This window comes from Mycolicibacterium psychrotolerans (assembly GCF_010729305.1).
Lineage (GTDB): Bacteria > Actinomycetota > Actinomycetes > Mycobacteriales > Mycobacteriaceae > Mycobacterium > Mycobacterium psychrotolerans.
The window spans coordinates 997,828-1,020,177 of record NZ_AP022574.1 but is presented as its reverse complement, the minus strand read 5'-3'; the positions used below and the strand labels follow the sequence as shown (position 1 = coordinate 1,020,177).

Here is a 22,350-nt window from a genome sequence, read left to right as displayed (position 1 = left end):
ACGCCTACGATGAGGTGATGGCCGAGCAATTCGCAGTCGCCGATGTCCCTTTCACCCACGACCCCTGGGTCGCGTCGCAGCAGCGCTACGGGGAGATGCCGTACCGCAGAGTCGGCTCCTCGGGGCTTCTGCTGCCGGCCATCTCGCTGGGCCTCTGGTACAACTTCGGCGACAACCGCCCGTTCGACACCCAGCGGGAGGTGCTCCGGCACGCCTTCGACCGTGGCATCACCCACTTCGACCTCGCCAACAACTACGGTCCGCCGTACGGCTCGGCCGAGGAGAACTTCGGCCGGATGCTGCGCCGCGACTTCAAGCCGTACCGCAACGAGCTCATCATCTCGACCAAGGCCGGCTGGGACATGTGGCCCGGCCCGTACGGCCAACTCGGCGGTCGCGCCTACGTGCTGGCCAGCCTCGACGAGTCCCTCGACCGGCTCGGGCTCGACTACGTCGACATCTTCTACTCGCACCGCATCGACCCGAACACTCCGCTCGAGGAGACGATCGGCGCGCTCGACACCGCGGTGCGGACGGGTAAGGCCCGCTATGTCGGGATCTCGTCCTACTCCGCAGCCAAGACCGCCGAAGCCGCGGCGATCGCCCGGGTGCTGGGCGCTCCGCTGGTGATCCATCAGCCGTCGTACTCGTTGCTCAACCGGTGGATCGAGGAAGAGTTGACCGGAAAGCTCACCGACGCGGGGATGGGAGCGATCGCGTTCACCGCGCTGGCGCAGGGGCTGCTCACCGATCGCTATCTGAAGCAGCCGGCCGGCGGCGTCGAGCGCGCGACGGCCCGGCCGACGTTCGACGACGACCAGGTGACCGGCGACGTCGTGGAGCGTCTGCGCGGCCTCGCGGGCGTCGCCGAGCGCCGCGGACAGTCTCTGGCCCAGTTGGCCCTGGCCTGGGTCCTGCGCGACCCGACGGTCGCCTCCACGCTGATCGGCGCCTCCAGCGTGGCCCAGCTCGACGAGAACCTCGGCGCGTTGACGAACCTGGACTTCACGTCCGACGAGCTCGATGAGATCGACCGCTACGCCGTGGATTCCGGCATCGATCTGTGGCGCGAGAGCTCCGACGTCTGAGCCGTGGTCACCCCGGAGACGCTGGGCGCGTGGGTCATCAAATGCAATCCGCGCCGGACGCCGGTCGATGCCATGCGGGAGTCCGGTCACGCCCGTTCGCAGTGGTGCGTGGCCGCCAACTACCGGTCGCGGCTGATGCACGCCGATCAGCGGGTGCTGCTGTGGGTGACCACGCACCGCGACCGCGGGATCTGGGGCTGCGGGCGGCTGCTCGGCGACCCGGTCGAGGAGCACGGTCGGTGGCACGTGCCGGTCGACATCCCGCTGCTGCGTCGACCGGTGACGGCCGCCGAGCTGGCCCGTCTGCCGGGCCTGCGGTCGATGGAGGTCTTCCGCGCACCGCAGCAGGCGAACCCGTCGTGGGTGAGCCGGTCGGAACTGGCGCTCATCGACGCGGTGCTGCCGTCGGATTGAGGTTCACACCAGTCCGGCGCGGGCGGCGATCAGCGCGACGGCCGCGGCGCGCTGGATCAGCTCGTCGTCGATGGGGTCGCCGGTGGTGACCAGCCGGTAGAACAGCGGTGCGCGGAATGTCGAGAGCAGTTGTCCCGCATCGCAGTCCGCGGGGAGCTCGGCCCGCTCGATCGCCCTGGTGACCACCGGCCGCGCGCGGGCGGCCTGGTGGTCGAAGTAGCGGCGGGTCGCCTCGCCGAGGCGCTCGGACCGCAGCCCGGCGGTCAGGACCATCGCCGTCACCTGCCGTCCCACCCCGCCGTTGAGCAGATCCGCGAGATCGCGGCCGAGGGCCAGCAGGTCGGTCTCGATGCTCCCGGTGTCGGGAACCCGCACCGCCTCCACCGACCACTCGGTCAAGGCGTCGACGAGCAGGTCGTCCAGGGTCGCCCAGCGCCGGTACACGGTCGTCTTGTTCACTCCGGCCCGCGCGGCGATCGCCTCCATGCTCAGCGCGGAGTATCCCGCGTGAGTCAGTTCGGCGACTGCGGCCTCGAGGATCGCCTCGCGGACCCGGGCGCTGCGCCCTCCGGTCCGCACGCCCCGGGTGACCTGCCGGTTCCGCACGTCGACCGCCTCCCCGGAATGGTGTGCCGCGCCTTGGTGTTGTGCCCTCACAGCTTAAAGCAACAATTCGGTGCGATAGAAAGACGACACGAGAGGACCGAGATGGCGACGACGATGATGGCCGTCCGAGTGCATCACTTCGGGGGGCCCGAGGTGCTGCGCTACGAGACGGTGCCGGTCCCCGAGCCCGGGCCCGGCGAGGTCCTGATCCGCGTGCACGCGATCGGGGTGAACCCTCCCGATTGGTATCTGCGCGACGGCTACGCCCACCAGGAGCTGCCGCCCGACGTGCGGCCGGTGATCACGCTGCCCGCCATCCCGTGTTCCGATGTGTCGGGCGTCGTGGCGGCCGTCGCCCGCGACGTCGCCGATTTCGCGGTCGGTGACGACGTGTTCGGCATGATCCGCTTCCCCTCGTTCGGCGACAGCGCCGCCTACGCCGAGTACGTCTCGGCCCCCGCCGCGGATCTCGCGCGCAAGCCCGCCGGCATCGATCACCTGCACGCCGCGGCGGCGCCGATGTCCGGGCTGACCGCCTGGCAGTTCCTGCTCGAGCTGGGCCACGGGGAGCCGAATCCGCTGCAGCCGCAGGCGCATCGCCCGGTGCCGCTGGACGGCGCGACGGTGTTGATCAACGGTGCGGCCGGCGGTGTCGGCCATGTCGCCGTGCAACTGGCCAAGGCCCGCGGCGCACATGTCATCGCGGTGGCCTCCGGCCGCCACACCGACTTCCTGCGCGAGCTGGGCGCCGACGAGGTCATCGACTACACACAGCGCGCCCCCGAGGACACCGTCGCCCGCCTCGATCTGGTCCTCGACACCGTCGGCGGAGCCGCCACCGGCCGCTTCCTGCGTACCCTGCGACCCGGCGGGGCGTTGTTCCCGGTGTTTCCCGGGTTCTCCGACCCCGCGGAGGCGATCGAGCGAGGTGTCACGGTGTCGATGACCCAGGTCCGCTCCAACGGTGCGCAGCTCGCGGAGCTGGCAGGCACGCTCGACGACGGCACGGTCAGGATCGCCCTGGACAGCACCTTCGGTCTCGCCGAGGCCCGCGCCGCCCATGAGCGGGCCGAGCAGGGGCATCTGCGCGGCAAGATCGCGCTATCGGTGGTCGGGCAGGCACGGGCAATTGTGCCTGAACCCGTAGGACAACGAATTCCGTAGCACATCGAAGCGATTGGCCCTGCAGTCAATAGTGCAGCTCAGTCACGGTGCCGGCGAGGCCCAGCTCGCAGCATGATCGGCGAGAATTGTACAAGATCTTCCGCTCAAACGAAATCCGTATTATCTTGACCTAGGTTGAGCTTCCAGCCCACGGGACGTGTTGTGATCAGTACCCGCATGACCGAGTGGCCGACCAGCTCCCACGTCCGGTGTTCACGAGTTCAGCTGAACCCCAGAGGTTGACACATGACCGCCATCGCGAAGCAACAAAGCTCTTCCTTCCCCAATATTTCAGATGACGACGAAATGCGTTGCGGCAAGGCGACATTCGCGTCTCGCTACTGTTCCCAGACGCGGGTGGCCGTCGCCGTCGTCGGCAAGATCGACGCGCTCAACGGCCGCGAGTTCGGCCGGTACGTGGAACGCCACACCCGGGTGTCCAAGCAACTCGTCCTCGACCTGCGCGCCGTCGATTTCTTCGGAACGGCCGGATTCACCGCGCTGTACTACATCAGCGTGCACTGTGCGCGCAGCGACGTCGACTGGGTGATCGTCGGCCACCGCCCGGTACGGCGCCTTTTGTCGGTCTGCGACCCGGATGGGGAACTCCCTCTGGTCGACGACCTGTCCGCGGCGCTGGCGCGTCTGGACCGCCTGGCGCATGGGGTGCAGCACGTCATCTGGACCGCGCAGGCCGGTTGGCACCGGTCGTCACCGGCTGAGCGGGCTCCACGTCGTCGTCTCGGCGAGCGGACGTCGCACCGCTGAGGGCAATTCGGCGGCGCCGGCCGCCCGCGGACCGATACGCATGAGGATCTGCGGATGCGCTCGGCCGTCGAAGATCTCGCACGCCAGCGCGAGCCGGTCACGCGTGGAGCGCAGCGGGTCGGTGAGCGGACACGACGCCAGGCCCAGCGCGGTGGCCGAGAGCAGCAGGTGGCTCGCCGCCTCTCCCGCCCGCAGCCGCGCCAGGTCGTCGTCACCGTCGGTGGCGAGCACCACCAGCACTCCGTCGTCGTCGCGATGCACGGCGGCGGCGTCCCGGCCGTAGTGCAGTTCCACCTGGCCGTCTTCGAGCCGGCGCCAGCGGTCCTTGGGCACCACGGAGAACTGCACCCCGAATCGTGCGGCACGGATGAGCAGCAGTTCAGCCGTCGTCGGCGGGAGCACGGACCCGCCGTACCGGCGGCGGTCCGACCGTCGCCGCGGAATCATGTCGACCAGTTCGCGCGACGCCGGATGGGGCACCGATTCGATCAGTTCGAAGGAGGCGAGGCGGCCCGCGCGATCGGGGAAGCGGCGGATGCGCGTAGCCCAGCCGGCCGCGGACAACGCAAGCGCACAGTGGTCGAGCACCGCGCCGCAGGCGAGCAGCACATTGCTCCGGTCGAACGGGCTGTCCCCGAGGCGGCGGTCCCAGTCGGCGTCGAGATGCAGGCCGGCGGCGTCCACATGCCACCGCCACGGCTGCGAGTTCTGCGCCGACGGCGCCCACGCCGCCGTCTCCAGCACCGTGTGCAGCGTCGCGGTGTCGGGTCCGCTCACCTCGCGCTCACCTTCCGTATCGAACAGTTCGTCCGAAAACTCTACGCGGCGGGCGGCGGTCTACGCGTCGATGATCGCGACGGCCCTGGTCCAGCCTGCCGGGGCGGCGTCCACCTTGACCGGGAAACAGCACACCATGAAGCCGGTGGACGGCAGCGCCTGTGCCAAGGCCCCTGTGCCAAGGCCATAGCCCACCTTCCCCGTCGGGGAGGTCCTCCGCCCGCGCGCCGGGGAAGAACGCGGCCACGGTGTCGCGGTGGGTGAGGTACTCGATCTGCGGCCGCAGCCCGGGCGGATCGGACGCAATGCCCGCCTTGAGCGGCACCGAGATGTCGATCAGCGTGCGCATGGGTTCACCCTGCCCGCCCAGTGCGTCACCTGTTGCCCGATCGCCCCGATCCGCCTGATCGGCTGTGCTATTGAGGGGATTGTGAAGCACGCTGACCAGCCGATGACGGTGTCGCCGGCCAACGGTGCCGGTGACGCTCCCGACCTGCTGGACAAGGCCCTGCTGGGTGGCGCCGCCCAGCGCGTCGGCCGGTTCGAGTACCGCTACGACACCGACACGTGGACGTGGTCGGACTCCGTCGCACAGATGCACGGTTACGAGCCCGCTGCGGTCACGCCCACGACGGAGCTGATCCTGAGCCACAAGCATCCCGACGACCTCGCGAAGGTCGAGGCGCTCCGGCGGGCGTCGCCCGGCCCGTTCAGCGGACGGCACCGGATCATCACCACGGCGGGCGAGACGCGGACGCTGGTCGTCGTGGGAGAGACGCTGACCGAGGGCGGCGCGGTGACGGTGACGCGCGGCTTCTACGTCGACGTCACCAAGGCGGTCAGCTCGGACGTGGAGCGAGAAGTCACCGACAAGCTCGGCGGCATCGTCGTCGAGCGCGCCGTCATCGAGCAGGCCAAGGGCGCGTTGATGGTCGCTTACGAGATCGACGCGGACGCCGCGTTCGCCGTGCTGAAATGGCGTTCTCAGGAGATGAACGTGAAGGTCCGCGAGTTCGCGCACCGGCTGGTGGAGGATTTGCCGCACCTGCTGAGCATCCCCGAGTCACGTCGCCGGCCGCTCGACCGGTTCCTGATGACCCTGGAGACCCCGCCGTAGCGGAGCACCAGTGGGTACGGCTACCAGCCCGCGTTGCGGGCCAGCTCGATCGCGTACTGGTTGACGAAGGTGCCGGCGCCGGGCTCCCCGCGACCGCAGGAGCCGTCGGACTCACCGGGTCGCTTGATCCACAGGAAGGCGTCCACCTGCGGGTTGCCCGTGTTCGTGGTGGGGGCGGCGCCCAGGGCGCGGCCGTCGGGATTGCACCAGTACAGCGGGTCGCCCTCGACGGGTCCGGCGCCGTTGCGGGAGGTGTCGATGACGAAGGGCTTGCCGCCCGTCATGCCGGAGATCGCGTTGCCGTAGCCGATCTCCTCGTCGGTGGTGAAGAAGTTCGCGGTGTTGAGGCTGAAGCCACGCGCCTTGCCGACGCCGACCTGGTTGAGCCGGTTCGCCATGTCCTCGGCGCTGATCCAGCGCGAGTGGCCGGCGTCGACGTACACCGCGGTGGCCGGGTTGCGGGTCAGCGTGTCCACCGCATACGAGATCAGATCGAAGCGTTCCTGACGCTGATCACCTGACAGGCAGTCGGCCATGGCGAGCGCGTCGGGTTCGAGGATGACGGTCGCCGGTCCGGAGCCGATGGCGCCCGCCACGCCGTCGATCCAGCTGCGGTAGGCGCCTGCGGAGCCGAAGCCGCCTGCGGCGAAGCTGCCGCAGTCGCGGTGCGGGATGCCGTAGAGCGCCAGGATCGGCATGGTGCCCGCAGCCTGCGCCGCGGCGATGTACTTCGCGTCGACCGCGGGCGTCGAGAGCTGATCCATCCAGTACGCGGTCGGGGTGTTCACCACGGCGTTCAGCTGGGGGTTGTCGACGCCGCGTGCGGCGCGCATGCCCTTCGACTCGGGGTTGACGTAGAAGGGCAGTCCGGCCAGCGGGTTGCCGTCGGCGGCCAACCGGATCGCCGGGTCCGGAGCGGACACCAGGCCGGCGACGGTGAGAACCGCCATGAAGGGAACGGTCCAGCGCGCGATGGCGCGGGCAGCGCGGGAGATCACCCCGAGAAACATAGTGCGGGTCGTCGACCTCGCGCCAATCCGAGCGGTACTCAGCCGGCGAGGGCGGTGCCGCAGATCCCGCAGACCTCGAACTGCCTGCGCTTCCACCGCACGACGGGGATGAAGAAGACGGTGAGTTGCCGGAACTGCCGCATCCGCGTCCATTGCGTCGTGTTGTGGCAGCGCGGACAGGTACGCACGTCCCCCGCACCGAGGTACTTCTGCTTCGTGCCGATGCCGAACAGGAAGAACAACACGTCACCACCGTAGAGGCGGGAATAGGTGACATGTCACCTAGGTTGCAGCAGACGTCAACGACGAAGGGAGACATCATGGGACAGCTGGACGGCAAGACGGCATTGGTCACCGGCGGCACCTCCGGCATCGGGCTGGCGACCGCGCAGCGGCTCGCCGCCGAGGGCGCGCACGTCGTCATCACGGGTCGCAGGCAGGAGGCACTGGACGCGGCGGTTGCCTCGATCGGGAAGGCGGCGACGGGCGTGCGCAGCGACGTGTCCGAACCCGAGGAGCTCGACGCGGTCGTCGACGCGATCCGGGCCCGCGGCAACGGCCTCGACGTCGTGTTCGCCAACGCCGGCGGCGGCGAGTTCGCGGCGCTGCCCGACATCACCGTGGAGCACTTCACCTCCACGTTCACCACCAACGTCGGCGGCACGCTGTTCACCGTGCAGAAAGTGCTGCCGCTACTCAACAAGGGCGCATCGGTGATCCTCGCGGGATCGACGTCGGCGTCCAACGGCACTCCCGCGTTCAGCGTGTACGCCGCGACGAAGGCGGCCATCCGGTCCTTCGGCCGGACGTGGGCCGCCGAACTGGCGAGCAGCGGCATCCGGGTCAACACCGTGGTGCCGGGGCCGGTCGAGACACCCGGACTGGTCGGGCTGGCGCCCGGCAACGAGCAGGAGCTGCTCGACGGGGAGGCGGCGAAGGTGCCGCTGGGGCGGGTCGGCCGGCCCGAGGAGATCGCCGCGGCGGTGCTGTTCCTCGCCTCCGAGCAGAGCAGCTTCATGACCGGCGCGGAGCTGTTCGTCGACGGCGGCTCAGAGCAGCTGTGACTACTCGGCCGGCGGGCCGAAGTCCGGCGGCGGCAGCGTCCCGCGCCGCAGGACGGAGTCGTAGACCGCGGCCAGGATGTCGGCGAGGGCCGCTTCCTGGCCGTGGTCGGTGTCGGAGAAGACCGTGCTGCGCACCCACGCTGCGTGCACCGGGACAGCGGCCCGGAACCGCTGCGCGCCCTCGGGGGTCACAGTGATGTCGATGGCTCGGCCGTCCTCGGCCGACTGCAGCCGCTCGACCAGGCCGCGGCGGGCCATCCGCTGCAGGTGATGGGAGAGCCGGCTGCGCTCCCAGCCGATCACGGTCGCGAGGTTGGACAGCTGCGCCGTCCGCTCCGGCGCGTTGTCGAGCGCGTTGAGCACCGTGTAGTCGCCGAGCGACAGACCGCAGTCCCGCTGCAGGTGCCGGTTCATCTCGTACTCGAGGCGGTGGTAGACCCGCATGTAGCTGACCCACGCGCGCTGCTGCGACGGGGTGAGCCCGTCGCGCGTCGCCTTGCCCGGCCGTGCTGCCATGCCGACAAGTGTGGCGCGCCGCCGGGCATGCTCGGAACATTCGCCTTTCGGGCTGCGCGTTACTGTGCTGTCCATGACCGCACCGGCAGAAACGTCGCCGCTCGAAGCCCGCGTCGGCCACTACTACCAGATGGACGGCACGTACCTGGTCGGCCGCGAGAAGCTGCGCGAGTACGCCCGCGCCGTTCAGGACTACCACCCCGCGCACTGGGATGTCGCGGCCGCCGCGGAACTGGGCTACCCCGACCTGATCGCGCCGCTGACGTTCACCTCCGCCCCGGGCATGCAGTGCAATCGGCGCATGTTCGAGGAGGTGGTCGTCGGCTACGACACCTACATGCAGACCGAGGAGGTGTTCGAGCAGCACCGCCCGATCGTCGCCGGTGACGAGTTGAAGATCGACGTGGAACTGACCTCGGTGCGCAGGATCGCCGGCCGCGACCTGATCACGGTCACCAACACGTTCACTGATACGGCCGGGGAGCGGGTGCACACGCTGCACACCACCGTGGTCGGCGTGACCGCCGAGGACATCGGCGCCGACGTCAAGACCGCGGTGCAGAACGCGATGATGCACGACATGAACATCCTCGACATCGGGGGTCCGGACGCGCAGTACCACAAGACGATTCGGCCCGAGGGGACGATCCGGGTGTCCGAGGGTGGTGAGACCCGCACGCCGGGGAGCCGCTCGTTCGACGAGCTGCAGGTCGGCGAGGCGCTGCCCGTGCACCACACCCGGCTGTCCCGCGGCGACCTGGTGAACTACGCGGGCGTGGCCGGCGACGCGAACCCGATCCACTGGGACGAGGACATCGCCAAGCTCGCCGGGCTGCCCGACGTGATCGCCCACGGCATGCTCACGATGGGGCTGGGCGCGGGCTTCGCCTCCGCGTGGACCGGCGATCCCGGGGCCGCCACCCGCTTCGCCGTGCGGCTCTCCTCGCCGGCGATCGTGCCGGCCAAGGAGGGCGCCGACGTCGAGTTCAGCGGCAAGGTGAAGTCACTGGACCCGGCGACGCGGTCCGGGGTCGTCATCGTCGGCGCCAAGTCGGCCGGCAAGAAGATCTTCGGTCTCGCGACGCTGGGCATCCGCTTCCGCTGAACGCAGCCGGATCACGTGATGTGCCGGGCCGCCAGTCGGCTGTAGGCGGCGGTGAAGGCGCTTGCCCCCGCGAGAAGTTGCTCGCGCTCGCGGCTGCTCATCTGCGCCGCGACGCCGCCCAGACGCTCGACCCGCTGCGCGACGACTTCGTCGAGCACCGACCGGCCTGCGTCGGTCAGCTCGAGCAGCGTTGCGCGCCGGTTGTGGGGCGGGATGCTTCGGGTGATGAGTCCGGCCTCGGCGAGCCGGTCACTGAGCCGGCTCGCGCTCGACGGCGCCAGGTCCAGATCTTCCCCCAACTCGGTGACCAGACTGGGCCCCAGGCGCTCCAAGGACTGCAGCGCGCGCAGGGTGGGTAGCCCGACGCGTTTCTGGATCTCTTCGAGCACCACGACATTCAACGCGAGAAGACCACGCGTCGCGTGCTCGAGCTCCGCTGCGTAATCGGTCGTCTCTGTTCGTCGGGGCGCCATCAGGCTCGCAGCATACCTCCACATCGCACGACATCCGCCGAAATATTTTTCCAGTTTGGATATCATCCATATTGGATACTTTGCTTCCAAGCAACGGATGAGGAGGCGCCATGGCACGAGACACCCGAGGACCGCTGCCGCCGGAGACCGACGACCTGCGCCGGGTCAGCCTCAACCCACCGCACTGGCGACAGGCGCGTCGGCTACTTGCAGCGGAGGCGGTCGCTACGGGCCTGCTCGGGCTGATCGGCGTGCTCGGGGTGGCCGTCGACAACCGGCACGAAGGCTGGCGCGTGCTCGGGGTGCCACTCACCCTGCCGCTGAGCATCGTTCTGCTGGGCATCGGATGCGCAGCGGCCCTGGCCTGCACGCGGCGGCAGGTGGCCAAGATCTTCACTCTGACGATGAGCGCCGCCACCGTCGCGGTGATGATCATCTGCGGGGTGGCGGCGGTGCATCACGCTCCTGGACCACTGGGTTTCACTGCGCCTGCGATCCTGCTGTGGACCGTGCTCTTCTGCTGGAGCATCGCGTCGGCGATGTGGGTGCTCCCCGACCAGATCCAGGGACCCGATTGGATCCCCCGCCGGCGTGTGACCGGTTCCGATCGGAGGGGGCGGCGGTGACCGCCCGTATCGGCGACCCGCACGTACTGCGGGAGTACGCCTTGCTTGCCGACGGATACCGCGGGGCGCTGATCGGACCGCGCGGCGAGATCAGCTGGATGTGCGCGCCGCGATGGGACAGCGACGCCGTCTTCTCCGCGCTGATCGGCGGCACCGGCGCCTTCGCGATCACGCCTCGGGGCCGGTTCGTCTGGGGCGGGCACTACGAGGACGGCAGCCTGATCTGGCGTTCGCGCTGGGTGACCACCGACGGCATCACCGAGTGTCGCGAAGCGCTCGCCTACCCCGGCGACCCCCACCGTGCCGTACTGATGCGCCGGCTCGTCGCCGTACGCGGCGATGCCTGTGCGACAATCACATTCGCGCCCGCCGCTGGATTCGGGCAGTACGGCATGGACGAACTGGTTCGGGACGACCGCGGTCGTTGGCACGCCATATGCGGCCCACTGCGCGTCACGGTGGACGGCATCGCACACGCAGAGGTGACCGACGATGTCGCCGCGGTCACGGCCCTGCGCTGCGACGTCAAGCTGGCGCAGAGCGGCCACCACGACGTGGTCGTCGAAGTGTCCGATCGCTCCGGCGCCGACCCGTTACCCCACCCCGACGCACTGTGGTCTGCGACCGAGAATGCATGGGAAAAAACACTTCCCGCGTTCACCGCGAGCGCCGCGCCCCGAGACACGCGGCATTCCTATGCGGTGCTGCGCGGCATGACCAGTCCGGGCGGAGGCATGGTGGCCGCCACGACGATGAGTTTGCCCGAGCGTGCCGAGCAGCGCCGCAACTACGACTACCGGTATGTGTGGATCCGCGATCAGTGTTACGCGGGTGAGGCGGTTGCCCTCGACGGACCCCATTCGGTACTCGACGACGCCGTCGGCTTCGTCGCTGCGCGGCTGCTGACCGACGGGCCCGACCTTCGGCCCGCCTACCGCGTCGACGGCGCAGCCGTACCCGACGAGAGTTCGCTGCGGTTACCCGGATATCCCGGCGGCACCGATGTTCTCGGGAATCACGCGCACGGTCAGTTCCAGCTCGACGTCTTCGGCGAGGCGCTGCTGTTGTTCGCCGCGGCCGCCCGTCACGACCGTCTCGACGACGAGGGCCAACGGGCCGCTGCCATCGCCGCATCGGCCATCGCCGAGCGATGGCGTCAACCCGATGCCGGCGTGTGGGAACTCGAGATGCGGAACTGGGCGCACTCGCGACTGACCTGTGTCGCCGGGCTGCGGGCGATCGCCACACACGCCGGCGCGCGGGATGCGTCGCGGTACGAGACGCTGGCCGACGCCATCCTGGCAGCGAGCACCGACTGCGTGCATCCGAGCGGGCGCTGGCAGCGCGCTCCCGACGATCCCCGCGTCGACGCGGCGCTGCTGGTGCCGGCCCTGCGGGGCGCCGTTCCACCCGACGACCCGCGCAGCGTCGCGACGTTGCGCGCCGTGCTCGACGAACTCGAAGACGACGGGTTCGTCTACCGCTTCCGCCACGACGACCGGCCGCTCGCCGAGTCCGAGGGGGCATTCCTGCTGTGCGGTTTCTGGACCGCACTGGCCTGTCTGCAGCGCGGCGACGTCGTCGGCGCCACCCGGTACTTCGAACGTAACCGCGCAGCATGCGGGCCGCCCGGCCTGTTCGGCGAGGAGTACGACGTCGAGCAGCGCCAGCTCCGCGGCAACATCCCGCAGGCGTTCGTGCACGCGCTGCTCGTCGAATCGTCGTTGCGCGTGGCCCATCCTCCCCACCTCTCACCGAACAGCACCCGAAAGGAAGCGTCGTGACCGTCACCCCGCCCCGCACCGTCGTCGTCACCGGAGCCAGCGCCGGCATCGGGCGTGCCGCCGCTCGTGCTTTCGGGCGGCGCGGAGACTCCGTCGCGCTGCTGGCCCGCGGAGCCGCCGGTCTGCGCGGCGCTGCCGAGGACGTCGAGGCCGCCGGCGGCCGGGCGCTGTGCCTGCCCGTCGATGTCTCCGACTTCGACCAGGTGGACGACGCCGCCACCCGGGTGGAGGACACATTCGGACCGATCGACGTGTGGGTCAACGTGGCCTTCACCGCGGTGTTCGCACCGTTCACCGAGATCGAACCCGCCGAGTTCCGCCGCGTCACCGAGGTCAGCTATCTGGGCTTCGTGCACGGCACCATGGCTGCACTGGCGCGGATGAGAACGCGCGATGCGGGCACGGTCGTGCAGGTCGGGTCCGCACTCGGCGCCCGCGCCATCCCACTGCAGTCGGCATACTGCGGCGCCAAACACGCGATCAACGGATTCACCGAATCCGTCCGCACCGAACTCCTGCATGACCACAGCAACGTGCACATCACCGTCGTGCAGATGCCTGCGCTCAACACACCTCAGTTCGACTGGGTGCTGTCCCGGCTGCCGCGCCACCCGCAACCCGTTCCCCCGATCTATCAACCCGAGGTGGCTGCCCGCGCGGTGGTACGGGCCGCCGAGCATCCCCGGCGCAAGCAGTACTGGGTCGGCGTCAGCACCGCCGCGACGGTGCTCGGGCAGCGTGCCATGCCGGCCGTGCTGGATCGCTACCTCGCGCGCACGGGCTACTCGTCGCAGCAGACCGGCGCTCCGGTCGATCCGGACCGACCGAACAACCTGTGGGAGCCACTCGACCAGGACCCCGGCACCGATCACGGCGCCCACGGATCCTTCGATGACCGCTCGCTGCGCAACTCGGGGCAGGTCTGGCTGTCCCGGCATGCGCGCACGTTGTCCCTCGCCGCTGCCGCCCTGACCGCTGGCGGGGCGGTACTGACCCACCACCGGAATTGACCCGCAACACCTTTCGAAGGGAGACGACATGTCAGATACCGTCGGTGACGTTCTGCTCGCCCGGCTACGGGAATGGGACGTCAAACAGGTCTTCGGGTTCCCCGGTGACGGCATCAACGGCCTGCTCGCCGCATGGCAGCGCGCCGGCGACAACCCCCAGTTCGTCCAGGCCCGCCACGAAGAGATGGCCGCGTTCGAAGCGGTCGGCTTCGCCAAGTTCTCCGGCCGGGTGGGGGTGTGCGTGGCCACAAGCGGGCCGGGAGCGGTGCATCTGCTCAACGGGCTCTACGACGCGAAGCTCGACCATGTCCCGGTGGTCGCGATCGTCGGCCAGACCGAACGCTCGGCGATGGGCGGCTCCTACCAGCAAGAGATCGACCTATTGAGCCTGTTCAAAGACGTGTGCAGTGAATACGTCCAGATGTGCACCGTCCCGAAGCAGCTGCCCAACCTGATCGATCGCGCCATCCGCATCGCGCTCAGCGAGGGCGCGCCCACCGCGATCATCGTGCCCTCCGACGTCCTCGAGCTTCCCTACGAGCCGCCGGGGCATGCGTTCAAGCAGGTGCCCTCGAGCTTGGGCATCTCGGAGGCGCATGTGGTCCCCGATGACGACGCGCTGCACCGCACCGCCGATCTGCTCAATGCCGGCCACAAGCTGGCCATGCTCGTCGGACAGGGTGCTCGCGGATGCGCCGCCGAGCTGACCGAGCTCGCCGACCTGCTCGGCGCCGGCGCTGCCAAAGCCCTTCTCGGCAAGGATGTTCTGCCCGACGACCTGCCGTGGGTGACCGGCTCCATCGGGCTGCTCGGCACGACCGCGAGCTGGCATCTGATGCAAGACTGCGACACGCTCCTCACCGTCGGGTCGAACTTCCCGTACACCCAGTTCCTGCCCGATCTCGACCAGGCACGCGCCGTGCAGATCGACCGCTCCGGTAAGTGGATCGGGATGCGCTACCCCTATGAGATCAACCTCGTCGGCGACGCCAAGAGCACGCTGCGGGCGCTGATCCCGTTGCTGGAACGCAAGACTGACCGGTCGTGGCGCGACAGCATCGAGAAGTGGGTGGCGAGTTGGTGGACCACCGTGCAACGCCGGGCGATGACCGATGCCGATCCCGTCAACCCCATGCGGATCTTCTGGGAGCTGTCGGAGCGGATGCCGGACAACGCCATCATCGCGGCCGATTCCGGTTCGTCGGCCAACTGGTACGCGCGGCATCTCAAGTTCCGCGGCGACGTGCGTGGCTCGCTGTCCGGCACCCTCGCCACGATGGGCCCCGGCGTGCCGTATGTCATCGGTGCGAAATGGGCACACCCCGATCGACCCACCATCGCGTTCGTCGGAGACGGCGCGATGCAGATGAACGGCCTGGCCGAACTGATCACCATCAGCAAATACTGGAAACAGTGGACCGACCCGCGCCTCATCATCGCAATCCTGCACAACAACGACCTCAACCAGGTCACGTGGGAGATGCGCGCGATGGAGAACTCGCCGAAATTCGAGGCCTCGCAGGAACTTCCCGATGTCGACTACGCCGCGTTCGCGCGCAGCCTCGGGTTGCACGGGGACAACATCGACGATCCGGACGTGCTCGGCGACGCGTGGGACCGCGCGCTGACCGCCGACCGGCCCACCGTGCTCGACGTCCGCTGCGATCCGAACGTGCCGCCCATACCGCCGCATGCGACCTTCGATCAGGCCAAATCGCTCGTCGAAGCCGTCGTCGGCGGTGATGAAGACAGCGCCGGCTTCATCAAGCAGGGCATCAAACAGAAGGTGCAGCAGTACTTTCCGAGCGAGAAGAAGGTCCGGTGATGACACTTCTGCGCGCGGCGGTACAGGCGATCCGCACAGGACGATTCGAACGCACCCTCTCGGCGCTGACAGCCGCCGGGGCCGCCGTCACCACAGCCGAGATCTACCTCTCCCATGACGGGGCGAGCTTCGGGAACCGCATGATGTACTGGCCGGTCGTCATCGTGCCCACGGCCGTCCCCGCCGGGCTGGCCGGGTTCTTCTCCCGCCGCGCCGCCCACACGGTGCTTCCCGTGGCGAGCGCACTGATCGTCGTCAACGGTGTCCAGGGAACCTACCTGCACTGGCGCGGCATCGCGCAGCGTCCCGGGGGCCTGACCAGGTACAACCTGGAATCCGGCCCGCCGGCGTTCGCCCCGCTGCTGGCCTCGTTGGTAGGTGGCATGGGCCTGCTCGCCGCACTGCTCCGCCGGGAGCAACTGTCCGGCAACGGAAATCGATGATGTCGACCCGGAGAGACCTGCAGCGGGCCGTCACTCCGCAGGGGCGCGGCCGGTTCCCGGGTTTCGACGTGCTGACGCAGGCGCACCAATGGGACCGGCCGACGGCCGACGTCGTCCTCGACCGACTCGCTCCGCCGGGCCCGCCGACGTTCTTCACCACCGACGAAGTGAGGGTGGCCGAGCCGCTCCTCGATCTGCTGCTGGCTCAGGACGCCGAACCGCGGGTGTCAGTGCTGGCTCTGATCGACGCCCGGCTGGCCGCGGGCGAAACCGACGGATGGCACTACGACGACATGCCCGGCGACGCGGCAGCGTGGCGCGAGACGCTGGCCGCACTCGACGCGGACGCCCACGAACGGTACGGCACGGACTACGGGAACCTCGATGCCACCCGACAGGCACGTCTGCTCCAGGACGTCCAGGACCACGCTGACGCGGGACGCCGATGGCATGACCGGCCTGCCCGCCACATCTGGAGTCTGTGGACACGGTACGCCTGCACGGCTTTCTACTCCCACCCCTGGGCGTGGAACGAGATCGGCTTCCCCGGCCCCGCCTACCCCGGCGGTTACCTCAACCCCGGCATCAACGCCCGCGAATCATACGAGGTGTCCGATCACCGCGACATCGACCCGGTGCCGTTCGCCGCACGTGTGGAGGCTGCCCGCCGCGCCGACACCGACCTCACCGAGGAAGTGATTCGATGAGCGACGGGAGTGCCGTCCGGCATCGCAACGCATCGGCCTGGTTGGTGCCCGACAACGGTGTCCGCACCAACCACCGGTTACGCGCCGACATGCGCCGCTACCGGCCCGAGGACGTCGTCGACGTCGTCATCGTCGGTGCCGGCGCCGGCGGCGCCACCCTCGGGCAGCGGCTCGCCCGCGCAGGATGGAGCGTGGTGCTGCTCGACGCCGGACCGTTCTGGGATCCGGACGCCGACTGGGTCAGCGACGAACGCGGCTCCCACGGGCTGTACTGGACCGACGCCCGCCAGATCGGTGGTGCCGACCCGGTACCGTTGGGCTCCAACAACTCCGGACGAGGGGTCGGCGGATCGATGGTGCACTACGCCGGTTACACACCGCGGTTCCATCCGTCGGACTTTCGGACCTACACCAGCGACGGAGTGGGCGCCGACTGGCCGATCGACTACGGGCAGTTGCGCCCTTACTACGAGCAGATCGAGGCCGAACTGCCGGTGGCGGGCCAAGATTGGCCGTGGGGTGATCCGCACCGCTACCCCCACCGTCCCCATCCGGTCAGCGGCAACGGCCTGATCGCGCTGCGCGGGGCGCAGGCGGTCGGGGTCGACATGCGGGTCGGACCCGTCGCGATCCCCAACGGCCGCTTCGGTAATCGACCGCATTGCATCTACCGTGGGTTCTGTATCCAGGGCTGCAAGGTCAACGCCAAGGCAAGCCCGCTGATCACCCACATTCCCGACGCCCTGGCGCACGGCGCCGAGGTGCGGCCCGACTGTCACGTCAGCCGCATCCTCGTCGACGACGACACCGGCCGCGCCACGGGTGTGGTGTACGCGCACGACGGGGTGCTGCGCCGCCAGCGCGCGCACGCCGTCGTGGTCGCCGGCTACTCGATCGAGACGCCCCGGCTGCTGCTGCTGTCGGCGTCGGCGCGGTACCCCGACGGGCTCGGCAACGAGTACGACCACGTGGGCCGTCACCTCATGGTGCAGGGCGCCCCCCAGGTCGCGGGCCGCTTCGCCGACGAGATCCGGATGTACAAGGCACCGCCGCCGGAAGTCAGCACCGAGCAGTTCTACGAGACCGACCCCGCCAAACCCTACCGGCGCGGCTTCTCCATCCAGACCGTCAGCCCGCTGCCCATCACATGGTCCGAACACGTGGCCGCGCAGGGTCACTGGGGTCAGACCTTGCGGGAATACATGCGCGACTACGTCCACTGGGCAACGCTGGGCGCCCTGTGCGAGCTGCTGCCGCTCCCCGACAACCGCGTCACCCTCGCCGACGAGACGGACCGGCACGGGCTGCCCGTCGCGCACTTCGCTTACACGCAGTGCGACAACGACAGGCAGCTCATCGACGCCGCCGGCGCGGTGATGGCAGACCTGCTGCGGGCCGCCGGCGCCGAGGAGGTCATGACCGTCAACCGCTACGCCCACCTGGTCGGCGGCGCACGCATGGCGGCGCGCCCGCAGGACGGGGTCATCGACGCCGAGCACCGCGTCTACGGCGTCGACCGCCTCTACGTCGTGGACGGCAGCGTGATGCCCACCCAGGGCGCCGCCAATCCCGCCTTGACCATCATGGCGCTCGCGGCGCGGGCCGCCGAGCTGATGAAGTACCACGCCGTGCGGTCGTGACCGGGCAGAAGGGATGCAGGGCAATGACATCTACGAGGATCGACCGACTCGACGTAGCCGTCTACACCGTCCCCACCGAGCGACCCGAAGCCGACGGCACGCTGATGTGGGACGCCACCACCGCGGTCGTCGTGCATGCGCACGCAGCAGGTCGGGTGGGGCTGGGATGGACGTACAGTTCCCCGGCCGCCGCCGAAGTCATCGTTCACCACCTGCGCGATGTGGTCGTCGGTCGGGACGCGGCGGATCTGCCCGGCGCGTTCACCGCGATGAACCGCACCTGCCGCAATCTCGGCACCAGAGGCTTGGTCGCCCAGGCCGTCAGCGCCGTCGACATCGCCCTGTGGGATCTGCGCGCCCACCTGCGCAACTTGCCGCTTGCAACGCTATTCGGCCGCTGCCGCAGCGCCGTTCCCATTTACGGGTCCGGCGGGTTCGTCAACCTCGACGACGGCGAGCTCGCCGCGCAGGTCGAGATGTGGCGCGAGGCCGGATGTACCGCGATGAAGATCAAGATCGCTCAGTGCTGGGGCAGTGATTGTGATCGAGACCTGTTGCGCATCAGACGGTTCCGTGCGCTAGTAGGCGATCCGGTGCAGCTCATGGTCGACGCCAACGGTGGTTACTCGGCAGGCCAGGCCCGCCGCGTGGGGGCAGTCCTCGATGAGCTGGGTGCCACCTGGTTCGAGGAGCCGGTCAGCAGCGACGACATCGAAGGACTGGCCGCGGTACGCTCCGCCGTCCGCTGCGACGTCGCTGCCGGCGAGTACATCTCCGACTGCTACGACGCGCGCAGGCTCGCGCCCGTCGTCGACTGTCTGCAACTCGACGTCACCCGTTGCGGCGGATACACCGGCTGGCTGGCCGCCGCCGGCATCGCCGCGGCGCACAATCTCGAGGTGTCGGCGCACTGCGCACCCGCGCTGCACGTTCCGGTCGCCGCGTCCGTGTCGCGCCTGCGGCACCTCGAGTACTTCATCGACCACACACGTCTGGAGGCCGCATTGTTCGATGGCGTACCCGTTCCTGTCGACGGCCACCTGCCGGTGACCACCACCCGGCCGGGACACGGCATGACAATGGCCCCGGGGGCCGAGACGTATCGGGAGACGGGGTGCTGAGCGGGCGGTACCGCCCGGCGGAGATCGTCCGTGCGGGGTGGGGCACAGCGCTGCTCGTCGCTCCCGACCGAGTGCTGGACGCCACCCGCAGCGGTCCCGCCGACAGCACGAGCCGTGGCGTGGCCCGCGTCCTGGGTGCACGTCACCTCGTGCAGGCGGTGCTGTCCGGGCTCCGACCGGACCGGGACGTACTCGCGCTGGGAGTCTGGGTGGACGCCGTGCACGCACTCACCGCATCCCTGCTCGCGGTCGGCGATCGCCGCCGGGCCCGGGTGGGATGTACGGACGCCGCCATCGCGGCCGGGTGGGCGGTAACGGGCTATCGCGATCTTCGCCGTGGCCGCGTCCCGCCTCGAGAGCACCAGCGACTCCGTGACGGGCTCGCCGCCCTGCTCCTCCGGCACGTTCCCGGCGGCCGCCTGATCCGTGACCAGCAGCGGCTCAGGACTTCTTCCGCGGGGTCGGCGTCGCCGACCGCAGCCGGCGGCGCCGAGTCATGACGAACCGCAGTGCCCAGACCGCGACGGCGGCCAGCACGACGTACTGCAGCGTCGCCGTGTACGGATCGATGGCGTGCCAGTTCGCGCCCAGGGCGTAGCCGGCCGAGATGAGCGCGCTGTTCCACACCAGGCTGCCGAGCAGGGTCAGCACGGTGAAGACCACCGCGTTCATCCTCTCGGTGCCCGCGGGCACCGAGATGAAGCTACGGAACAGCGGCACCATCCTGCCGAAGAACACCGCCTTCGTTCCGTGGCGGGCGAACCACGCCGTCGTCTTGTCGATGTCCTCGGCCGCCACCAGCGGGATGCGCAGCGCCAGGCCGCGCACCCGGTCGTGCCCGAGCCACGCACCCAGCCCGTAGAGCACCCAGGCGCCGACCAGCGAGCCCACCGTGGCGCCGATGATCGCCTCGGCCAGCGACAGGTCACCGAGCCGCGCGGCGAATCCCGCCATCGGCAGGATGACCTCGCTGGGCACGGGTGGGAACAGGTTCTCGGCGGCGATCGCGAGGCCGGCGCCGAGCCCGCCCCACCGCTCCATCAGCTCCACCGTCGCGCCGGCGACGCCGTCGAGCTCCGTCGCGGAGTGGGTCGCCAAGACGCAGCCTTTCGTCGGGGTGTCCCCGGCGAGGGTACCGACGTCAGCGATGCAGGGTCAGCGCCAAGCGGGCCCCGCCGGGCAGTTCACCGGGTGGGAGCAGGGCGATCCAGCCGCCGCGGCCGAGCACGATCTCGATGAGTTCGTCGACGGCGTCGTCGATGACGTCGGGGCGGTCCACCTCGTCGGTGTGGACGAGACTGTCGCCGTCCTGCCCCAAGCGCGCGGGGTAGAAGTAGTCCTCCTCGACGGCGAGCAACTCGGGCCGCTCCCACCGCGCGGCGAGCCAGGCGCTGTTGATGTCGGTCAGCACCCGCCCGCTGCCGGCGCGCTGCTCGATGAGATCGAGTGCCTCCCGCGCACGGGAGCGCAGATAGTCCTGCAGGACGGGACGGGTGAGTGTGGTCAACTCGTCGGCGCCGGTGTGCAAGTGGCTGCCTTTGACGATGCCGGCCAGGCGCCCGGTGTTGCGGGACAGTCGATGGAATCGCGAGGCGGTCGGTTCGGCGGCGACCAGCACCAGCGGCATGGGATCCAGCCGCAGGGCCACGCCGAGCGCGCGGTCGACCCGGCGCAGGAAGTCGGTGGGACGCTCGTCGGCGCGGCTGCGTCGTGCGCCGAGGATGCGGCGACGGGCCGGAAACCCACCGGATGCGGCCGGGGTGAGAACGCCGCCGCGGTCGTGCAGCAGCCGCGCTTCGTTGGTCGACAGCAGCAGCACCGCGTGGTGCGGCGTGTGCTGCACAGCGCGCACCAGGTCGCGGGTGGCGAAGGTGGGGTCGATGACACACCGATTCACCACGGGCACAGGAAGATTCACGCGGAACTGCTCGGAGGCGCTGACGAACAGCGCGACGCCTCGGCCAGTCGGCCTGCCTGCCGCATCACCGATCATCACGTTGAGCGCGGCCAGCAGGCGCTCGGGGTCGGCGTCGAGGTGACCGGAGTCCTCGGCCGCCAGCCTGCGCGCCGCGCTCGCCGCCAGACTCCGCAGCACGCTGACGTCCTCGCCGTGCATGGCGGGGCCGGGCCGGGTGGTCGCCAGAATGGAGATGCTCGGATACGCCCGCATCGACTGGAGCTCGGTGACCAGTTGCGCGGTCAGAGCCGTCTGTTCGGCGGGTGGTGTGGTGACAGTGGACACGCATTCCTCATCTCGTCGAAAGATGAGGTCTCGCTCGACCCGCGAACGCGGGTGCCCGGCGCCGGATCCGGTGGGCCGGAACGTGTTGACGACGCCGAACTTGGTGAGGTACTCCCCTCGTCCGCCAGAGTGCCGACGATCGTTGCGGCTGTCAAGCGTCGAGGCGCGGCGGAATTGCTTGCAGCACTTCCTGTGTCCTTGCTGTGAGCGTGCGCCGAGAACAGTTAGACCGGGTAACCTTTCGGTCAGAGTGTGAGGAGTCGTCGCGTGAATCTCGGTGTATGGGGTGACCTTGCGGTCTTGGCCGCGGCGGCGGAGATCGTGTTCGCCACGTGTGTGTTCGTCTACATCACCCGCCTCGAGAGGCGGACGTCGCACCCGCTGGGCGATCAGGTGGGTGCCCACAAAGCGGTGCTCGCCAAGGTGCGCAAGCGTGAGCCGCTGACCCGGGACGAGGCGGACTACGCGGCCGAACTGGTAGCCGACGCCCGCTCTCCGCTCGCCTATGCGATCCCGGCGGCGCTGTTCACGCTCGGCTTCTTCTACGTCGTCGGGTGCCTGTTCGTGCTGCATCTGGACGGCGGGCATCCTTCGTTCCGTACGTTCATCGGCGGCATCCCAATGCTCACGTCGATGAACATGGCCGGCCAGCTGCGCAGGGTCGCGCACCTGAAGGGCGCGCTGCGCGACATCGAGGTGCTCGACGCCGAACCGGTCGAGCAGCGCGTTCCCGCGCGCGTCTGAGCCGTAGCCCTCTGCCGCGGAATCGGGGGCACCTCCCGCTTGCGGGGGACATTCCTGGCTGCGATCCGGCCTCGGGCACAACCAGGAATGCGCTTCCGCGCGCTAC

25 protein-coding genes are annotated in these 22,350 nt (G+C 69.5%); 17 read left to right on the top strand and 8 right to left on the bottom strand.

From position 1 onward, the window contains the following. Positions 1–17: 17 nt before the first annotated feature. Together G6N45_RS05040 and G6N45_RS05035 are read left to right on the top strand one after the other, a co-directional pair. Entirely contained in the window at positions 18–1,088 is a 1,071-nt protein-coding gene (locus tag G6N45_RS05040) for an aldo/keto reductase (protein ID WP_163720666.1), read from the top strand. A 3-nt stretch (positions 1,089–1,091) separates the two neighbouring features. After that, positions 1,092–1,502 (top strand): hypothetical protein, encoded by a 411-nt coding sequence (locus G6N45_RS05035; protein WP_163720665.1) that lies wholly within the window; start codon positions 1,092–1,094, stop codon positions 1,500–1,502. 3 nt (positions 1,503–1,505) lie between these two features. Here the strand turns inward: G6N45_RS05035 and G6N45_RS05030 are convergent, their stop codons facing one another. Next, positions 1,506–2,108 (bottom strand): TetR/AcrR family transcriptional regulator, encoded by a 603-nt coding sequence (locus G6N45_RS05030; protein ID WP_163727811.1) that lies wholly within the window; start codon positions 2,106–2,108, stop codon positions 1,506–1,508. Positions 2,109–2,210: 102 nt separating this feature from the next. Between G6N45_RS05030 and G6N45_RS05025 the strand changes: the two genes are divergently transcribed. After that, entirely contained in the window at positions 2,211–3,272 is a 1,062-nt protein-coding gene (locus G6N45_RS05025; RefSeq protein ID WP_246228891.1) for an NADP-dependent oxidoreductase, read from the top strand. A 246-nt stretch (positions 3,273–3,518) separates the two neighbouring features. Further along, positions 3,519–4,040 carry an STAS domain-containing protein gene (locus G6N45_RS05020; RefSeq protein WP_163720664.1) on the top strand — a complete coding sequence of 174 codons (522 nt, stop codon included), beginning with the start codon at positions 3,519–3,521 and terminating at the stop codon, positions 4,038–4,040. Here G6N45_RS05020 and G6N45_RS05015 read toward each other — a convergent pair. Then, the gene (locus tag G6N45_RS05015; protein WP_163720663.1) at positions 3,984–4,817 is read right to left on the bottom strand and encodes a nitroreductase family protein; all 834 of its coding nucleotides are present in this window, start codon (positions 4,815–4,817) and stop codon (positions 3,984–3,986) included. The genes G6N45_RS05020 and G6N45_RS05015 overlap by 57 nt on opposite strands. A gap of 430 nt (positions 4,818–5,247) precedes the next feature. Here G6N45_RS05015 and G6N45_RS05000 point away from each other — a divergent pair, with 430 nt between their 5' ends. Then, complete coding sequence (locus G6N45_RS05000; RefSeq protein WP_246228890.1) at positions 5,248–5,934, top strand: PAS and ANTAR domain-containing protein; 687 nt, start codon at positions 5,248–5,250, stop codon at positions 5,932–5,934. A 20-nt stretch (positions 5,935–5,954) separates the two neighbouring features. Here G6N45_RS05000 and G6N45_RS04995 read toward each other — a convergent pair whose 3' ends face one another. Both G6N45_RS04995 and G6N45_RS04990 read right to left on the bottom strand, forming a co-directional pair. Continuing rightward, positions 5,955–6,944, bottom strand: a complete 990-nt coding sequence (locus G6N45_RS04995) for a glycoside hydrolase family 6 protein (RefSeq protein ID WP_163720662.1) — start codon at positions 6,942–6,944, stop codon at positions 5,955–5,957. 38 nt (positions 6,945–6,982) lie between these two features. Beyond that, on the bottom strand, positions 6,983–7,189 hold the full coding sequence (locus G6N45_RS04990; protein WP_057149780.1) for a zinc-ribbon domain-containing protein: 207 nt from the start codon (positions 7,187–7,189) through the stop codon (positions 6,983–6,985). A gap of 75 nt (positions 7,190–7,264) precedes the next feature. On the opposite strand from G6N45_RS04990, the gene G6N45_RS04985 reads away from it, so the two are divergent. Beyond that, positions 7,265–8,008: an SDR family oxidoreductase gene (locus tag G6N45_RS04985; RefSeq protein ID WP_163720661.1), complete on the top strand. Its 744-nt coding sequence runs from the start codon at positions 7,265–7,267 to the stop codon at positions 8,006–8,008. Here G6N45_RS04985 and G6N45_RS04980 read toward each other — a convergent pair whose 3' ends face one another. Then, a complete protein-coding gene (locus G6N45_RS04980) occupies positions 8,009–8,524 on the bottom strand; it encodes a MarR family winged helix-turn-helix transcriptional regulator (protein ID WP_163720660.1) in 516 nt (171 codons plus the stop codon). Positions 8,525–8,597: 73 nt separating this feature from the next. On the opposite strand from G6N45_RS04980, the gene G6N45_RS04975 reads away from it, so the two are divergent. Continuing rightward, a complete protein-coding gene (locus G6N45_RS04975) occupies positions 8,598–9,629 on the top strand; it encodes a fused (3R)-hydroxyacyl-ACP dehydratase subunits HadA/HadB (RefSeq protein WP_163720659.1) in 1,032 nt (343 codons plus the stop codon). An 11-nt stretch (positions 9,630–9,640) separates the two neighbouring features. On the opposite strand, the gene G6N45_RS04970 is transcribed toward G6N45_RS04975, so the two are convergent. Next, positions 9,641–10,168: a MarR family winged helix-turn-helix transcriptional regulator gene (locus G6N45_RS04970; RefSeq protein WP_246228888.1), complete on the bottom strand. Its 528-nt coding sequence runs from the start codon at positions 10,166–10,168 to the stop codon at positions 9,641–9,643. Between the two features lie 44 nt (positions 10,169–10,212). On the opposite strand from G6N45_RS04970, the gene G6N45_RS04965 reads away from it, so the two are divergent. The 9 genes from G6N45_RS04965 (at position 10,213) to G6N45_RS04925 (ending at position 19,758) form a co-directional block, all read left to right on the top strand. Next, positions 10,213–10,728 (top strand): hypothetical protein, encoded by a 516-nt coding sequence (locus tag G6N45_RS04965; protein WP_163720658.1) that lies wholly within the window; start codon positions 10,213–10,215, stop codon positions 10,726–10,728. Next, on the top strand, positions 10,725–12,512 hold the full coding sequence (locus G6N45_RS04960; protein ID WP_163720657.1) for a glycoside hydrolase family 15 protein: 1,788 nt from the start codon (positions 10,725–10,727) through the stop codon (positions 12,510–12,512). Before G6N45_RS04965 ends, G6N45_RS04960 begins: the two co-directional genes overlap by 4 nt. Then, entirely contained in the window at positions 12,509–13,522 is a 1,014-nt protein-coding gene (locus tag G6N45_RS04955) for an SDR family oxidoreductase (protein WP_163720656.1), read from the top strand. Before G6N45_RS04960 ends, G6N45_RS04955 begins: the two co-directional genes overlap by 4 nt. Positions 13,523–13,550: 28 nt before the next feature. Next, the gene (locus tag G6N45_RS04950) at positions 13,551–15,347 is read left to right on the top strand and encodes a thiamine pyrophosphate-requiring protein (RefSeq protein ID WP_163720655.1); all 1,797 of its coding nucleotides are present in this window, start codon (positions 13,551–13,553) and stop codon (positions 15,345–15,347) included. Next, the gene (locus G6N45_RS04945) at positions 15,347–15,790 is read left to right on the top strand and encodes a hypothetical protein (RefSeq protein ID WP_163720654.1); all 444 of its coding nucleotides are present in this window, start codon (positions 15,347–15,349) and stop codon (positions 15,788–15,790) included. The genes G6N45_RS04950 and G6N45_RS04945 overlap by 1 nt, the downstream gene beginning before the upstream one ends. Next, a complete protein-coding gene (locus G6N45_RS04940) occupies positions 15,790–16,497 on the top strand; it encodes a gluconate 2-dehydrogenase subunit 3 family protein (protein WP_163720653.1) in 708 nt (235 codons plus the stop codon). Before G6N45_RS04945 ends, G6N45_RS04940 begins: the two co-directional genes overlap by 1 nt. Before the next feature lie 89 nt (positions 16,498–16,586). Further along, positions 16,587–18,137, top strand: coding sequence for a GMC family oxidoreductase (locus G6N45_RS04935; RefSeq protein WP_246229022.1), 1,551 nt, complete (start codon positions 16,587–16,589; stop codon positions 18,135–18,137). A 23-nt stretch (positions 18,138–18,160) separates the two neighbouring features. Then, the gene (locus tag G6N45_RS04930) at positions 18,161–19,258 is read left to right on the top strand and encodes an enolase C-terminal domain-like protein (RefSeq protein ID WP_163720651.1); all 1,098 of its coding nucleotides are present in this window, start codon (positions 18,161–18,163) and stop codon (positions 19,256–19,258) included. Further along, entirely contained in the window at positions 19,252–19,758 is a 507-nt protein-coding gene (locus G6N45_RS04925; protein WP_246228886.1) for a hypothetical protein, read from the top strand. The genes G6N45_RS04930 and G6N45_RS04925 overlap by 7 nt, the downstream gene beginning before the upstream one ends. Here G6N45_RS04925 and G6N45_RS04920 read toward each other — a convergent pair. Both G6N45_RS04920 and G6N45_RS04915 read right to left on the bottom strand, forming a co-directional pair. After that, entirely contained in the window at positions 19,700–20,356 is a 657-nt protein-coding gene (locus tag G6N45_RS04920; RefSeq protein ID WP_407664284.1) for a DedA family protein, read from the bottom strand. The genes G6N45_RS04925 and G6N45_RS04920 overlap by 59 nt on opposite strands. A 43-nt stretch (positions 20,357–20,399) precedes the next feature. Continuing rightward, entirely contained in the window at positions 20,400–21,500 is a 1,101-nt protein-coding gene (locus G6N45_RS04915) for a baeRF3 domain-containing protein (protein ID WP_246228884.1), read from the bottom strand. 267 nt (positions 21,501–21,767) lie between these two features. Here G6N45_RS04915 and G6N45_RS04910 point away from each other — a divergent pair, with 267 nt between their 5' ends. After that, complete coding sequence (locus G6N45_RS04910) at positions 21,768–22,244, top strand: hypothetical protein (RefSeq protein WP_163720650.1); 477 nt, start codon at positions 21,768–21,770, stop codon at positions 22,242–22,244. The last annotated feature ends 106 nt before the right edge of the window (positions 22,245–22,350 follow it).